This window comes from Mariniphaga sediminis, assembly GCF_003573545.1.
Classification (GTDB): Bacteria; Bacteroidota; Bacteroidia; order Bacteroidales; family Prolixibacteraceae; genus Mariniphaga; species Mariniphaga sediminis.
In genome coordinates this window covers 1-16555 of sequence record NZ_QWET01000012.1, presented here as the reverse complement: position 1 = coordinate 16555, position 16555 = coordinate 1, and the positions used below count along the sequence as shown (strand labels likewise).

Annotated in this window: 10 protein-coding genes; all 10 read left to right on the top strand. The window is 41.3% G+C overall.

What is annotated here, in order from left to right; genetic code table 11:
• Positions 1–35: 35 nt before the first annotated feature.
• The 10 genes from D1164_RS15310 to D1164_RS15265 all read left to right on the top strand — a co-directional run bounded on the left by D1164_RS15310 (position 36) and on the right by D1164_RS15265 (position 16500).
• Positions 36–1163: a FecR family protein gene (locus tag D1164_RS15310; RefSeq protein WP_119348351.1), complete on the top strand. Its 1128-nt coding sequence runs from the start codon at positions 36–38 to the stop codon at positions 1161–1163.
• Between the two features lie 159 nt (positions 1164–1322).
• Positions 1323–4616: a TonB-dependent receptor gene (locus D1164_RS15305; protein WP_119348350.1), complete on the top strand. Its 3294-nt coding sequence runs from the start codon at positions 1323–1325 to the stop codon at positions 4614–4616.
• A gap of 22 nt (positions 4617–4638) precedes the next feature.
• Positions 4639–6072, top strand: a complete 1434-nt coding sequence (locus D1164_RS15300) for a RagB/SusD family nutrient uptake outer membrane protein (protein ID WP_119348349.1) — start codon at positions 4639–4641, stop codon at positions 6070–6072.
• Between the two features lie 367 nt (positions 6073–6439).
• Positions 6440–9295 (top strand): family 16 glycoside hydrolase, encoded by a 2856-nt coding sequence (locus tag D1164_RS15295; RefSeq protein WP_119350884.1) that lies wholly within the window; start codon positions 6440–6442, stop codon positions 9293–9295.
• 13 nt (positions 9296–9308) lie between these two features.
• On the top strand, positions 9309–10631 hold the full coding sequence (locus D1164_RS15290; RefSeq protein WP_119350883.1) for an acetamidase/formamidase family protein: 1323 nt from the start codon (positions 9309–9311) through the stop codon (positions 10629–10631).
• A gap of 209 nt (positions 10632–10840) precedes the next feature.
• Positions 10841–13690 carry a family 16 glycoside hydrolase gene (locus tag D1164_RS15285; RefSeq protein WP_147372202.1) on the top strand — a complete coding sequence of 950 codons (2850 nt, stop codon included), beginning with the start codon at positions 10841–10843 and terminating at the stop codon, positions 13688–13690.
• A gap of 77 nt (positions 13691–13767) precedes the next feature.
• Positions 13768–14340, top strand: coding sequence for a DUF1097 domain-containing protein (locus tag D1164_RS15280; RefSeq protein WP_119350881.1), 573 nt, complete (start codon positions 13768–13770; stop codon positions 14338–14340).
• A gap of 32 nt (positions 14341–14372) precedes the next feature.
• On the top strand, positions 14373–15389 hold the full coding sequence (locus D1164_RS15275; protein ID WP_206611028.1) for a Gfo/Idh/MocA family protein: 1017 nt from the start codon (positions 14373–14375) through the stop codon (positions 15387–15389).
• A gap of 178 nt (positions 15390–15567) precedes the next feature.
• A complete protein-coding gene (locus D1164_RS15270; RefSeq protein WP_119350880.1) occupies positions 15568–16038 on the top strand; it encodes a hypothetical protein in 471 nt (156 codons plus the stop codon).
• Positions 16039–16068: 30 nt separating this feature from the next.
• On the top strand, positions 16069–16500 hold the full coding sequence (locus tag D1164_RS15265; RefSeq protein ID WP_119350879.1) for a hypothetical protein: 432 nt from the start codon (positions 16069–16071) through the stop codon (positions 16498–16500).
• Positions 16501–16555: the final 55 nt, after the last annotated feature.

The following is a 16555-nucleotide window of genomic DNA, read 5'->3' as shown; positions in this document are numbered from 1 at the left end:
GGGTTTGTTGTATTACCACTATAAAGAAATGATATATGACATTTCAGGAGTTTAAATATTTAGTAGAAAAGATTGAAAAAAATCAATACACCCTGTCTGATTTAAGGAAACTGGATGGGAAGTTAAAAGATAAGAAGCAGGTGACAGAATGGATGACCGGGGAATTAAACGGTTTATCTGATAGCGACTCCCTGAATATTCAATATGAAGAATTGTATGATAAGATCCGAAATAAGATCAACACCCGAAGTAGTAGCAACTCACCACAAAGTATAATGCCTTTTAGAAAATTGTTACGGGTTGCTGCGGTATTGGTTGTTGTTTTCTTATTCGGAGGATTGGCCTCTTTTTTTATTTTCAGACAGCCCCCGGAAAAAGAACCCATAAAACAATATTGTGAGGTGGTAGCTCCGTATGGTGCCCGATCGGAGATTGTTTTACCTGATGGGACCAAAGTTTGGTTAAACGCGGGCAGTAAGTTACGCTATTCGACTGATTTTAATGTTTCAAACCGAGACCTGACTCTTTCCGGCGAAGGTTTCTTTGATGTAAGTAAGAATGTGAAAATGCCTTTTGTGGTAAATGCCCTGGACATGAAAATAACGGCCTTGGGGACACAGTTTAATGTGAAAGCTTACGAAGATGATGAAACGATAGAAACCACTTTGGTCGAGGGAAAAGTGATGTTGGAAAGCGAAGCCAGTAGGTATAAATATTCTGAAAATATTTATCTGACCCCCAATCAAAAGGCCGTGCTGATTAAGGGAGGAAAAGAACTGAGGGTGGAAGATACTTCTGATAAACCTATGGTGGATAATAAAAAGAAAGAAGAGATAACCCCCTCTGCCAAATTAATAATACAGGAAAAAATTGATCCGTTGCCTGATATTTCATGGAAGAATAACAAGTTGGTTTTTGTTGCAGAAGAACTTTCAGAAATATTGATAAAATTAGAACGAAAGTATAATGTAAGGTTTCATTGTGAATCAACTAAGATTCGGAATTACAAATTTACCGGAACACTGGAGGATGAAACGCTGCAACAGGTATTGGATGCCATAAAAATATCTGCCCCTTTTGATTACAGTTTTAAAGGAACCGAGGTGACACTTTCCGTCAATGTGGAAAGAATGAAAGAATACGAAAAACAATTACGAAAATGAGAGTAAAAGTCTAACTAAAAAATTGAAGCCTATGTAAAAAAACAAAAAAGGGAAACAAATCTGCCGGTCTGTTTCCCCTGTGATGTGATTCAACTTTATTAATGCCAGTCTGTCAAAAAATTATGGCATTAAATGTCAAACCATTAACAGTTCAAATTTATGAAAAAAAAATTAATTAATGATGCCTTGCCTGTACACGGAGGGTTGAGAAAAATTTTATTGGTTATGAGATTAACTGTCTTTTTATGTTTTTCTTTTATAATGGGCTTAAATGCCTCAGTTTATTCTCAGGATACACAGTTGAAACTGGAACTTGAACTTAAAGGCAAAACAATTCGTGATGCTTTTGAGCTAATAGAAGTCAACAGTAGATTCCGGTTTTTTTATAATACCGATCTTAAAGATGTCAACAGAACCATTGATTTCTCTACAAAAAATTCAAACATCGAATCGGTGTTGGACAGATTATTTGTCGATTCAAATATTTCGTATGAAATACTTGGAGGCAATTTAATTGTTCTGAAAGTGAATGCACAACAACCCGGTTCAATAGTTAAAGGCCAGGTTGTGGATGAAGGTGGATTAGCTCTTCCTGGTGTAACGGTGCTTGTAAAAGGCACCACCCAGGGAACGGTAACCAATGCCGACGGAGAATACTCCCTGACCAACATCCCGGATAATGCAACCCTGGTGTTTTCTTTTGTGGGAATGGAGACGCAGGAGGTTGCTACTGAGGGAAGAAATACGATTACAGTTGTGATGGAAGAAGGGTCAATTGGAATTGAAGAGGTGGTTGCTGTGGGGTATGGGAGTGTAAGAAAGTCAGACCTTACAGGTTCAGTAACTCAAATTAAAGGAACTGAATTAGATGCTTTTGTGGCATCTAATCCGATGCTCACTTTATCCGGAAGGGCTGCTGGTGTTTATGTTAAGCAAAGTACCGGGCATCCGGGTGAAAATGTACATGTTAGAATTAGGGGATCCAATTCAATACGGGGAAGTAATGAACCTTTGTATGTTATTGATGGTGTCCCATCTGACCCATACCTATTAAACAATTCTGATATTGAGAGTATGGAAATACTAAAAGATGCGTCATCCACTGCAATTTACGGTTCTCGGGGAGCAAATGGAGTAATATTGATTAAAACAAAGAGTGGCCAGGCAGGACGTACAAAAGTAAATATAGAATCAAGGTATTCCTTTCAGCAACTTCGGAAGAAGATAGATTTACTTAATGTTAAAGAATATGCTCAGCTATATAATGTATTGGTTGATAATTCTCCGAATTCTGATTGGCGTTTCACAGATGAAATGATTGCAAGTTACGGCGAGGGGACAGACTGGCAAGACTTAATGTTTAGAACTGCCCCCATGCAAAACCATACTTTATCATTTAATGGAGGAAACGAAAAAACTCAGTTTAGTTTATCGGGTAGCATATTTGATCAGCAAGGGATTATTGAATATAGTTCATATTCACGGTATTCAACCCGTATAAATTTTCATCATAAAATAAATGAGCGATTTAATGTCGATTTTTCAACGATACTCTCAAGAACTGATCAGACATTACAAAGTTCGGGAGGTGGTCGCTTAGGTGGGTCATTAATTGCGGCAATTGTTACAGCCCCACCATTTATCAAACCTTATGATGAGAATGGCGAACCAACTATATTTTATGAAGTATACCCAATAAATAGTCCGGCTATGGGAAACCCGTTGCTTTATACAAAACTGACGCAAGGGGGAACGGTAAAAAATGATATTAATACCAGCGGTATTTTATCATACGAATTTATTGATGGTCTAGTCCTAAAAGTTCACGGCGGTTTCATTTCCCGGGATAGCAGAACCGATACGTATCAGTCGATTGAATATACCGACGGGGGAAGTGCATCTGTTTCAGTAGTGAATTATACCAGTGTCCTTAATGAAAATACACTTAATTATAATCGGAAGTTTGGTGAAAAACATACTTTTGATTTTCTGATAGGACAGACCTATCAAAATTTTATCAATAAAGGTTTAGGTGGAGGTGGCAAGGATATGCTGAGTGATATTACCAGTACCTATAACTTGGGAACTTCCGGAACTCCTGGTATTCCATCATCCAGTTACAGAAAGTCAGTCATTATGTCCTACCTGGGAAGGATTAATTATAATTATGATAATATACTATTGTTAACGGCTAGTTTTAGGGCTGATGGGGCATCGAAATACAGTCCTGGAAATAAATGGGGGTATTTCCCCTCGGGAGCTATTGCCTGGAGAATGAAAGAAAAGACACTAAAGGATGTGGATTTTATTTCTGATTTAAAGGTGAGAGCTAGCTGGGGAAGGACAGGAAGCCAAGCGATTGACGAGTACTCTACGTTAAATGTACTTAATCCTGGGTATACCATATTTGGTGGCGATATTCGTACAGTAACCCTTGCACCCGGCACTACATTACCCTACAACTTAAAATGGGAAACTACGGATCAGCTGGACTTTGGTTTTGATGCAATGTTTGGAAATGGGAAGTTCAGATTTATGGCTGATTATTATAAAAAGGATACCAAAGATCTGCTGAGTATAGTATCTCTTCCATCGTCTACGGGCTTTACTTCTTCGATGCAAAATATTGGATCTGTCCGAAACCAGGGATTAGAGCTTTCTGTGGATGCGGATATACTAAAAAGAAATATGTTTAGTTGGACCTTTTCCGGAAATATCGCATTTAACAAAAATGAAGTAGTAGAGCTTTATAAAGGAGAAGATATTATAACGGGTAACTATAATTTTAGTGCGCAATTTAAAGACGATATAGTTATATTAAGGGAAGGAGAACCATTAGGTACCTTCTTTGGATACGTAGAAGATGGGTATAACCCAGGTGCATCGGGAGCCCTTTCAACAATTAAGTATAAGGACTTGAATAATGACGGCCTTATTAATGTTGACGACAAGGTGGTGGTAGGGGATCCAAATCCTGATTTTATATTCGGATTTAACACGTTTATAGAATATAAATCGTTCTCTTTAAGTGCTTATTTTCAAGGGGCCTATGGCAATGAAATCGCAAATGTTAGTAGTATAGGTATATATGAGTTGCCCTACCAGGTTAATACCCGTAAAGATTGGTTAACTAATTATGCCACACCTGAAAATCCAAATGCTAAATATCCTGCGCCTGAACAAACAAATCTTGAGATGAAGTTTTCTGATAGATTTATTGAGGATGGTTCTTACTTGAGACTTCAGCATCTCGAACTGGGGTATACCCTACAGGATACTAAAAGAAGTGCTTATTTCTTTGTTAGTGGACAAAATATTTTCACATTAACAAATTATTCATGGTGGGATCCTGAGGTCAATTCAAGAGGTGGAGATGATATTGTCCAGGGAGTAGATCATAATACATATCCATTGGCAAAATCTTATACCATAGGTGTTAGATTGTCATTTTAATTATTCTTTAAAATAAAATATTATGAAAGCTTATATTGTTTGTTTTATTTTAGTAATGATAAGTCTTGTCTCTTGTAAGGATGAATTACTTGAAAAACCTTATATTATTACCCAAGAGAATTTTTATAATACAAAGATTGAGGCTGAGGCAGGTATTGCGGCCATCTTTCCAAATTTGAGAAGTGCTTTTAGCAATGTGTATTTATTAACAACTGAAGCATCGACAGATGTATTTATAGCCAGAGATTCCTGGGGACAAATTAGTTTGTTTGAGGGTTTAGATGGTGGAAACCGAAGTGCAACCGAAGGCTTTTGGAAGCATTTTTACAGAAGTATTCGCAATGCAAATATTATGATTCATTCTTTGCCCGAGGCAAGTGGATTAAGTGAAGATGAAAAAAACCGATATATTGCAGAAGCAAGGTTTTTACGTGCATTTGCTTATTTTCATCTTGTTCGGTGTTGGGGAGGAGTGCCCCTGAGAGTTGAAGATAATATGGATGCTATTCATATACCAAGAAGTTCTGCTCAGGATGTGTATCAGTTGATTATAGATGATTTACTTTTTGCAGAAAATAATTTACCTGACTCTCCCCCGGTTGCCGGAAGAGGATCTAAATGGACAGCAAAAGCAGTATTGGCTGATGTTTATTTCATGTTACATGATAATACGTCAGCGAGAAATAAAGCAGAAGAGATTATTCAATCCGGAGAATTCGCTTTGGTTGAGGTACGTGATTCTATGGATTTTTATAATGTTTTTGGTAAGGATGCAAGTGGTAAAACGCAGGAAGAAATTTTCTATATCAAGTATTCTCAGCAAGGTAGCTGGAGCTGGCCACGATATTTAGTGCGTAATAAAGCTGAAGAAGGGGGATCCCTGAAGGATGGAGGATATTGGATTGCAGCAGGAAGACCATGGATGCCTTTTTATACCAACTGGGATGAAAATGATTTGCGTAAGGCATGGAACACAAGGGTTGTTGATATTCCTGCAAGGGGAACTCAGGTTCTAGTTTCTAAATTTAGAGATCTGGAATATTCGAATGGTAGAATGGATTATCCGTTGTATCGTTATGCTGACATTTTATTGCTTTTTGCTGAGGCAGATTGTTTAGTGCAGAATGGTCCAACAGCAGAAGGAATGGAAGCTTTGAATATGGTGCGCAGGAGAGCTTATGGCTATGAAACACAAAGTGCATCTCCGGTTGATTTTCTATTGACTGATTACGATAAAGAACAATTTCTTGACTTGGTTTTATACGAAAGAGGGAAAGAAACCTATGCTGAAGGGAAACGTTGGTTTGATTTACTGAGATCAGGAAAATTTCAGGAGATAATAAAAGAATCATACGACATAGATGTACAAGAAAGGCATTTGTTGTGGCCTATTCCGAATGCAGAAATAAATTTTAATGATGGCATTAGTGCTAGTGATAATAATCCTGGATTTTAATGTGAGACTCGTCTGAAAATTAAATTAGAATAAAAAATAAATGGGATATCCAGAGTTCTCCTATTGGAGAATATGAGGGTATCCCATTAAAAAGATTTAAGGATAGTACTATGTTTTGTAGCAAAGCTTAATAATATACTTTACTGATTGTAACTTAAACTAATTTAGTTGACTGGGTTAGCATGTTATATAACTCAAAAAAATGATAGCACACAAATTAAAGAACCTTTTTGGTTCGTGTGTGGGAGTATCGAATATAAAGGAAAGATATAAGGAATATTGTTTTTTTTTAGTGTGGGAGGTATGATTTGTTCAGTGCATTGAAATTCCAGTTCAGGTTGGTCGTTTTTAATTAAAAGAAATAGTAATGAGTAAGTTAATTGGTTATTCGTTGGTGGGTTGTGTTTTTGTGTTTGGTTTTTATCTAAAAGTTACTGCAGGAAATTTGTTCCCATTTAATACGGATGAAGAAGAGGAGGCCAGACAAGAGATTATTTCACTTTTCAACGGCAAGGATTTATCGGGCTGGTACACCTATTTAGAGGGCCGTGGCCGGGATTCAGATCCGAAAGGGGTATTTACTGTATCTGATGGCATAATCCGGATATCGGGAGAAGAGTGGGGCAGCCTCACCACCGGGAAGGAATATGCCAATTATCACCTGACGCTGGAATTTAAGTGGGGGGAGAAGACCTTTGCCCCCCGGAAGGATAATGCGCGTGACGGGGGCGTTTTAATTCACAGTCAGGGTGCTGACGGCGCTTATGATGGGAAATGGATGCATTCCATCGAATGTCAGATTATAGAAGGGGGCACGGGTGATATTTTGGTAGTAGGCGATGGGTCCGATAACTTCTCTGTTACAAGCACCATTAAATCCGGCAAGGGCCCAAAAGTTTTTGAACCGGCAGGAAGTAATCCAATAACCATAACCGGGGGGAGGATAGACTGGCCCGGACGTGATCCGTCCTGGAAAGACGTTCTGGGGTTCCGCGGTGTTGAAGATGTGGAGCATGCTTTAGGGGAATGGAATACCCTGGAAATAATTGCCAACGGAGGAGACATCAAGGTTTTTTTGAATAACCAGATGGTCAACCATGTTTGGAATTCTACCCCAAGCAAAGGACGCATACAGCTTCAGTCGGAAGGGGCTGAGATGTTTTTCAGGCGGATAGATTTGGTATCGCTTCCCCGAAATTTTCGGTTTTGCTATAATTCAGATGCGAATAATATGTTTGTACCTTCTGCAGACAGCCCCGAAGATTTTTATCCTTATGTAGATGAGGTGGCAGCGGCCGGTGTAACCAGTTTTTTTATGAGCCCGAATTGGGGTATGCCTATGAATTATCCTACGAAAGTTGGGGATATGATAGGAGAGTACATCAGTGAGGAGCTGGAAGAGAAATTATCGCAGCCAATTTTAAACGTGCGGACTTTAGTAGCTGAAGGACATGACCCCCTGGGGCTTATTCTTGACAGGGCCCGGGCCCACCGGATGGAAACCTTTGTTTCGTTCCGTTTGAATGAGGTACATGCGGTGGAACAGGAAGATAATGTAATATTTGACCGGTTTTGGAGGGAGCATCCCGAATGGCGTATCGGGAAGGCTGGTGACCCTATGAGCGAAGTCTATATGGATATAATGGGGCCACGTTGTCATCCCGTAGTTTACGGATGGTTGCCGGGAGGGCTCAATTTTGCGATTCCGGAAGTTCGGGAATACCGTCTGGCACAGTTGAGGGAGGTTTGCGAACGTTACGATATTGATGGATTGGAGCTTGACTTTCAGCGTTTCCCCATGTATTTTAAGCCAGGCGAAGAAAAGCAGGGCATTGAGATAATGACAGGTTGGATGCAGGAAGTGCGGTCGATGGTTGAGGAGGTCGGAAAAAAACGGGGAAGGTCTCTTTTACTGGCGGCACGGATACTGGCATTGCCGGAACAAAACAGGGCTATTGGTTTAGACCCGGTATCCTGGGCCCGTGATGGAATTTTGGATGTTGTCATTGCGGCTCATTATCTTCACAATAATTTTCAGTTACCGGTAGATGAATACCGTCAGCTTCTGCCCGGAGATGTCCCGGTATATGCTTCGGTTGAGGTGGAGCCTACGATTGAACAGTACCGCAATATTGCCTATCCGCTGTGGCAGAAAAATGTTAATGGGGTTTATCTTTTTAACCAATTCAAATCTCCGTATGGTTGGTTACGAGAGATTGGTTATCCTATGATAGCAGAGGATACTGTATTGCTGGTTGTAAACAAACATTCGAATAAATTGTCGTTTGTAAATCCAAAATCATTTGAGGTGATTGAATCTATTCCTACAGGTAAGAACCCCTATGATATAACGGTCACACATGATCAAAGAATAGCTTATTTGAGTAATTATAATATTGTTAATGCTCCACCAGGAAATAGTATTTCAGTGATCGATTTATTGACCAGAAAAAAAATCAGTGAGATTTCTACCGGATACTATGGGCGCATCCATGGAGCTGCAATGTCTCCGGATGGGAGGAAGGCCTATTTTACTTCGGAATATTTAGGTTATATAATCGAAATAGATACGCAAACCAATAAGATTAGCCGGACAATTCCAACACATGGTAGAACATCCCAAAAGGTTTATATTTCTCCGGACGGTAAATATTTATTGACATCAAATAAAGCCACAGATGATATATCAGTAGTTAAGCGCTCAACAGGTTGTTTATATAAAAAGATTCCGGTGGGTAAGGGAGTTGAAGGGATGGCCTTTACCCCGGACAGAAAGTATTTATGGGTTTTAAATGAAACCGGAGGAAGTATCACCATTATAAATATGCAAACGTTGGAGCCAGTTGAGACTTTTGATTGCCCGGGCATGCCGGTCCGCATTCGGTTTACAGCAGATGGGAAAAGGGCATTGATTTCCGGCCGGACAAAAGAAGGTACATTAGCGGTAATTGATGTGGCAACCCGAAAAGAGATAAAGCGGGTAAGGGTTGGTGATTATGCCATGGGTATAGCGCTTTCCCCAGATGAAAAGTATGCATTTGTAGGATGCGAAGATGCCGGGAAAGCAGAGGTAAAGGAAGATGGAGAAGAACCTATTACCGTATCAGAAAAAGAATCAGATGGGGTTCACGTAGTTAACCTGGAAACATTTGAGGTGGAAGCTGTTATTAAGACAGGCTTAGGACCTGAGTCTATGATAATGTGGTATCCAGTTAGTAATTAAACAATCAATTTATATGGAAGAAATAATAAAAAATAGCGTTACAGGGAAGGAAAGTATTGTTGTAAATACGTTTACCAATGGGATACTTGATCCGGAAGCTCCTATGCTGGGGCCACTCAAGGACGGAGGGATTATTAAAGCGGATACAGCCCCCGGATGCTGGGGGCCAATGATTACGCCATCTTTAAAAGGAGGGCATGAAGTTACGCGGCCGGTTTATATCGAAAATTCGGAACCCGGGGATGCTGTTGTTATCAGGATTAATACATTGGAAGTTACATCAGTAGCAACTGCCTCGGGGCACGATAGTTTTAATCAGGGGTGTTTTAACGGAGACCCCTATGTGGCAAAGCATTGTCCCAAATGCAACATTCTTAATCCAAAAACCAGAGAAGAAGGTATAGGTCAGGATTCAGTGAGATGTATTCATTGCGGAACCCCTATTGTGCCATTTAAAATGGAGCATGGTTACACTGTGGTATTTGAAAAAGACAAGAGCATTGGTGTAACAATGGATAAAAAACAGGCAGAAGAAATAGCCCGAAAATCCAGACAGTATTCCATGATTCCGGAACACAGTACGCAGCATTCAATTCTTTTGTTTGCACCCCATAATCTTGTGGGAACAGTTTCAAGGCTGAGACCATTTCTTGGTCAGCTTGGTACGATGCCGGCTATTAAGATACCAGACTCCCACAATGCCGGTGATTTTGGAACTTTTCTCGTTGGTGCACCCCACCAATATGCTTTAACTGAAGATCAGCTTGAATTTAGAACGGATGGTCACATGGATATTGATATTGTCAGGCCGGGAGCGATTGTCGTCGCGCCGGTCAAGGTGCCTGGAGGAGGTGTATATGTGGGAGATATGCATGCGTTGCAGGGAGACGGGGAAATTGCAGGGCACACTATGGATGTAGCAGGAACAGTTGAATTGCAGATACAATTGATGAAGGGCAGAAAGCTGGAGGGACCTGTAATATTCCCTTTGGTTGAAGACCTCCCGTTTTTGGCTAAGCCCCTTACAGAGGAAGAAAAAACAAAAGCCCGGGCACTGGCAAAACAATGGGGAGTGAATGAGATCGAAAACTCAGCTCCAATTTCAATCGTTGGAACAGGAGCTAATTTGAATATAGCCACAGAAAACGGGTTGGGTCGGGCTGCCAGACTTCTGGATATGAGCATCGCTGAGGTAAGAAATCGCGCAACAATTAATGGTGCCATCGAAATTGGGCGTCTACCGGGAGTAGTGCAGGTTACATTCCTTGCACCATTAAAAAACCTTGAGAATGCAGGCTTCCTGGATTTGGTTAAGGAACAGTATAACGTAAGCTGACCCATCCATAATTTTAAAATGATGTTGGAGTACTTTTTTTCGAACGATAGATCTTTCGAATATCCGGGTAAAAATTAAAATGCTCTGTAGAAGACTTTCCTGTTTTCGGATAATAAAAGGGGTTATTGTTATTCTGAACAACATGTATTGGAGGTTAAAAAATGGATCAGGAATAAACGATGAATGAAACTTTAAAAATGACAAGAGAAATGAAAATAATTCTAATTGGACTAGCAGGTATATTTTATTCTGTTTTTGGTTATTCGCTAGGGCATCAGTGGAATGCAAATGGAGCAGATCGAACTCCTCAGGCTTCCCTTACCCCACTTTTCAACGGCAAGGATTTATCGGGCTGGTATACATATTTAGAGGGCCGTGGCCGGGATTCAGATCCGAAAGGGGTATTTACGGTATCTGATGGCATAATCCGGATATCGGGAGAAGAGTGGGGCAGCCTCACCACCGGGAAGGAATATGCCAATTATCACCTGACGCTGGAATTTAAGTGGGGGGATAAGACCTTTGCCCCCCGGAAGGATAATGCGCGTGACGGGGGCGTTTTAATTCACAGTCAGGGTGCTGACGGCGCTTATGATGGGAAATGGATGCATTCCATCGAATGTCAGATTATAGAAGGGGGCACGGGTGATATTTTGGTAGTAGGCGATGGGTCCGATAACTTCTCTGTTACAAGCACCATTAAATCCGGCAAGGGCCCAAAAGTTTTTGAACCGGCAGGAAGTAATCCAATAACCATAACCGGGGGGAGGATAGACTGGCCCGGACGTGATCCGTCCTGGAAAGACGTTCTGGGATTCCGGGGTGTTGAAGATGTGGAGCATGCTTTAGGGGAATGGAATACCCTGGAAATAATTGCCAACGGAGGAGACATCAAGGTTTTTTTGAATAACCGGATGGTCAACCATGTTTGGAATTCTACGCCAAGTAAAGGACGCATACAGCTTCAGTCGGAAGGGGCTGAGATGTTTTTCAGGCGAATAGATTTAGTCTCCCTTCCGCGTGATTTCCGGTTTTCCTATAATTCAGATGCGAATAATATGTTTGTACCTTCTGCAGACAGCCCCGAAGATTTTTATCCTTATGTAGATGAAGTGGCAGCGGCCGGTGTAACCAGTTTTTTTATGAGCCCGAATTGGGGTATGCCTATGAATTATCCTACGAAAGTTGGGGATATGATAGGAGAGTACATCAGTGAGGAGCTGGAAGAGAAATTATCGCAGCCAATTTTAAACGTGCGGACTTTAGTAGCTGAAGGACACGACCCCTTGGGGCTTATTCTTGACAGGGCCCGGGCCCACCGGATGGAAACCTTTGTTTCGTTCCGTTTGAATGAGGTACATGCGGTAGAACAGGAAGATAATGTAATATTTGACCGGTTTTGGAGGGAGCATCCCGAATGGCGTATCGGGAAACCAGGTGATCCTTTGAGTCAGATATATATTGATATATTGGGGCCACGCACAAACCCTGTTGTGAATGGATGGTTACCGGGAGGGCTCAATTTTGCGGCTCCGGAAGTTCGGGAATACCGTCTGGCACAGTTGAGGGAGGTTTGCGAACGTTACGATATTGAAGGATTGGAGCTTGACTTTCAGCGTTTCCCCATGTATTTTAAGCCAGGCGAAGAAAAGCAGGGCATTGGGATAATGACAGGTTGGATGCGGGAAGTGCGGTCGATGGTTGAGGAGGTCGGAAAAAAACGGGGAAGGTCTCTTTTACTGGCGGCACGGATACTGGCATTGCCGGAACAAAACAGGGCGATTGGTTTAGACCCGGTATCCTGGGCCCGTGATGGAATTTTGGATGTTGTCATTGCGGCTCATTATCTTCACAATAATTTTCAGTTACCGGTAGATGAATACCGTCAGCTTCTGCCCGGAGATGTTCCGGTATATGCTTCGGTTGAGGTGGAGCCTACGATTGAACAGTACCGCAATATTGCCTATCCGCTGTGGCAGAAAAATGTTTCCGGAATTTATTTGTTTAATTTTTTTACAAGCAGAGAGGGGGGGAAGACACCTCCTTACAAGTCAATAAGAGAGATGGGTTATCCTGTGATAGCGAAGGATACTGTATTGTTGGTTGCCAATAAACATTCCAACACATTGTCTTATATAAACCCAAAGACATTTGAGGTAGAAACTACTATTCCGACAGGGCCAAACCCCCACGAAATCATAGTTACACCGGATCATCGGTATGCCTATTTATCTAATTATGCGCCTCCCGGTAATACCATTTCGGTGATAGATCTGGTTGCCCGCAAGCATATAAAACAAATTCACACCGGAGAATATGGCCGGATACATGGAACGGCAATGTCACCGGATGGGAGGTATGCATATTTTACCGCAGGCCAATCAGGTTATGTGATTGAAATAGACACGCAAACCCATGAAGTTCGCCGGACAATTCCAACGCATGGAAAGATATCCCATATGGTTTATGTTTCCCCGGACGGTAAATATTTACTAACATCGAATATCGTTTCAGAAGATATTTCGGTCATTAATCGGTTTACCGGGGAGTTATATAAAAAAATTCCGGCAGGCAAGGGAGTTGAAGGTATGGCCTTTACCCCGGACAGGAAGCATTTATGGGCTTTAAATCAATCTGGAGGGAGTATCACCATTATAGATATGCAAACGCTGGAACCAGTTGAGACTTTTGATTGCCCGGGCATGCCGGTCCGCATTCGGTTTACCGCAGATGGGAAAAGGGCGTTGATCCCCGGCTGGACAAAAGAAGGTACATTAACGGTAATTGATGTGGCAACCCGAAAAGAGATAAAGCGGATAAGGGTTGGTGATTATGCCATTGGTACAGAACTTTCACCAGATGAAAAGTATGCATTTGTAGGATGCGAAGATGCCGGGAAAGTGGAGACAAATAAAGATGGGGAAGAACTTATTACCGTATCAGAAAAAGAATCAGATGGGGTTCATGTTGTTAACCTGGAAACACTTGAGGTGGAAACTGTTATTAAGACAGGTTTGGGGCCTGATCCTATGATAATGTGGTATCCACCTGTTTACTAACCTCATCAGGCATATTATATGTGAGGTAAATACATAATGCCTAAATCTCAGAAATAAATTAATCAAATAAAACTATTATGAATAAGAAATCGAACACCGTCCCATTTCATAAATTTATGGGATTTCCTGCTTTTGTAGGCCTTCAGGCTATGATTTTGTTAGTAATAACACCTTTTATCCCATTTACTCCCGAGGTCATGGGAAAGGGATTGCTTGTGTGGGCTGCTTTCCAGGCATGGGCAATGTATTTTTTGGGGGGAGCGACAATTAATATGGCATTTAAAACCTTCGCAGGTTATGTTGGTGGAATTATTGCTTCCGTCATATTGATTGAGTTGGGCGGAGTATTCGGAGGCTTGAATGGCTCAACCGTTCCGTGGGGAACGGTTTTGGCAGTTTTTTTTGTTGCCTTTCTTATTATCTCAACAGACAGGGTGCCCAGTATTAATTTTCTCCCTTCTTACTTTATTGGTTCAGGTGCGTATTTTGCAATTATTACCTATGTCCGGCGTCCGGATTCCATTGGCGTTTACCCCTGGTATTTTCAGGTTGCAGTCCCCTTGCTGATTGCTGCTGTTTTAGGTCTTGTTTTTGGCTGGGCAACAGTTGTTTTCAAAGTATGGTTTGATTCCAAACTGGCAAATGATTAATATTCAGTGTTTGAAATTTTTAGAGTTGAAATATGATGAAAAAATACAATGTTGGAATCATCGGTTACGGCTGGGCTTCCGAGGCTCACATTGATGCGATAAACAGTACTTCACTTGGGCAGGTTACTTCGGTTTTCTCTTCCCGTAAGCTGAGTTCTTCCGAAGTCAGTGCGAAGCATGGCGGGATAATTCGTTGTTATACTGAACTGGAAGAAATGCTGGCTGACCCTGAGCTGGATGCCGTATCTATTTGCAGCTATCCTGCCCTCCATGCCCAACAGGCCATTATGGCGGCAGGTGCAGGGAAACATATAATTATAGAAAAGCCTTTAGCCATGAATTGGGAAGACTGCCTTGCTGTAGAAAAAGCAGTAAAAGCAGCCGGGGTGACAGTATGTGTCTGCTTTGAATGCCGTTTTTCCAGCCAGCTGCTTACTATAAAGGCAATAATTGACCAGGGCTTACTGGGCAGGATACATTATGGAGAAGTCGACTATTATCATGGAATAGGCCCATGGTATGGTCAATACCGGTGGAATACCAAAAAGGAATCAGGAGGGAGTAGCCTTTTGTCGGCGGGTTGTCATGCAATGGACGCTTTGTTGTTATGTATGGGCAGTGAATTTGAGTCAGTGCAGGGGTATTCGACCTATTCTTCAAACAAAGATTTTGACAAGTATGAATATCCCACAAGTTCGGTTTCCATTGTTAAGTTTAAAAATGGTTCTGTTGGAAAAGTCGCCTCGGTTATAGATTGTTTGCAACCTTATTATTTCCACTTTCATTTAGTGGGAAGTGAAGGGACACTTTTAGATAATAAGTTTTATTCAACCCAATACGGTAGCCTGGACAAAAGCAGATGGAGCGAACTTTCCATGAAGATGCTTGATTCCGGAGATGTTTCGGATCATCCTTACCATGTTCAGTTCGAGGCGTTTTTTAAATCCATTGAAGAAGGGAAAGAGATGCCTTTAACCGGTCTGGAAGATGCGCTTCGGACCCATGAATTGATTTTTGCCGCGGATAAATCTGCAGAGCATAATAAATAATCAGAATGACAGAAATATGGGGAAAAGAGTGTTGGGCTTGTTTTCCTATCCGGATGATGCCGGGTTAATGTGGCGCACCCTATTATGAAGGAGAACACTAAATAAACAGGGTTTGAAAATACATTTATCAAGAAAAGATAATTATATATTCGTGCTCTTTTAACAAGACAATAAAAATATGAATTCACAAGGCAGAAAGGTGATGACACGCAAAGCCTCGGATAACAAGTATTTGCACAAGGACTTTCACGTGTCAATGAATATATTGTTAAAATACATTTACAACAATTTTGGCAGGGAGGAGATGGTCAACTACTTAACCCAGTATGCTGATGCTTACTATAAGCCTGTCAACGATGAATTGATGTTGGGCAGCATCCGTGCGCTTAGCAACTACTTTACGGATATCTATGCCAAAGAAGAGTGGCCGGTAAAAATGCACTGCGGCGAGAACATCCTGGAGATAGAGCAGGATGCCTGTCCCGGAATCACCCGGATTAAGGAGAAAGGGGATACGCCCTGTCCGCATTACGTTGAAACGTATCGTACCATCTATGAAAGGGTGTGCAGGAATACCCCGTTTAAATACGAGCTGGAATATTTCGATGAAGAAACAGGGGCCTGCAAACAGGTATTCAGGAGGAAGTAAAAGTATTCACCAAATCAAAAGGAAAAAGAAATGATTTCATGCACGGAGTTTATCCCGGCCTACAGCGAGGGCTTTAAATTTATTGAAAACCTGGGGGGAAGAAAAGAGCTGGAAAAATTCTGGAGCGAGTTATCCGATTTGTATTTAACGGATTCGCTTCAACGGCTGATGCAGGAAAAAGGGCTGGCCGGATGTTATGATTACTGGTCCCATTCGCTGAATGAAGAAGCAGCCGATTTTACCATGATACTGGATGAAGACAAAGGGGAATTCAGTATTGATTTGCACAAGTGCCCTTCCAAAGGGATGCTTCTGGAGCTAAAACATATGACCCCCTATCATTCTTATTGCGACCATTGCCCGGCACTGTATAAACCCATTGCCGAGGGGCTGGGGTATACATATACCTCTGAGATTGATTGCGATAATGCCAGTTGTAAGATAACCATAAAAAAACCATAAGATAACTATAAAAAAACCAGAGAAATGATAAATCAAAAAATGGAGGACGGATTTT

Excerpts from the sequence above, each read along its gene's own strand:
- D1164_RS15310 (WP_119348351.1), top strand. The coding sequence starts at position 36 with ATGACATTTCAGGAGTTTAAATATTTAGTAGAAAAGATTGAAAAAAAT.
- D1164_RS15305 (WP_119348350.1), top strand. The coding sequence starts at position 1,323 with ATGAAAAAAAAATTAATTAATGATGCCTTGCCTGTACACGGAGGGTTG.
- D1164_RS15300 (WP_119348349.1), top strand. The coding sequence starts at position 4,639 with ATGAAAGCTTATATTGTTTGTTTTATTTTAGTAATGATAAGTCTTGTC.
- D1164_RS15295 (WP_119350884.1), top strand. The coding sequence starts at position 6,440 with ATGAGTAAGTTAATTGGTTATTCGTTGGTGGGTTGTGTTTTTGTGTTT.
- D1164_RS15290 (WP_119350883.1), top strand. The coding sequence starts at position 9,309 with ATGGAAGAAATAATAAAAAATAGCGTTACAGGGAAGGAAAGTATTGTT.
- D1164_RS15285 (WP_147372202.1), top strand. The coding sequence starts at position 10,841 with ATGAAAATAATTCTAATTGGACTAGCAGGTATATTTTATTCTGTTTTT.
- D1164_RS15280 (WP_119350881.1), top strand. The coding sequence starts at position 13,768 with ATGAATAAGAAATCGAACACCGTCCCATTTCATAAATTTATGGGATTT.
- D1164_RS15275 (WP_206611028.1), top strand. The coding sequence starts at position 14,373 with ATGATGAAAAAATACAATGTTGGAATCATCGGTTACGGCTGGGCTTCC.
- D1164_RS15270 (WP_119350880.1), top strand. The coding sequence starts at position 15,568 with ATGAATTCACAAGGCAGAAAGGTGATGACACGCAAAGCCTCGGATAAC.
- D1164_RS15265 (WP_119350879.1), top strand. The coding sequence starts at position 16,069 with ATGATTTCATGCACGGAGTTTATCCCGGCCTACAGCGAGGGCTTTAAA.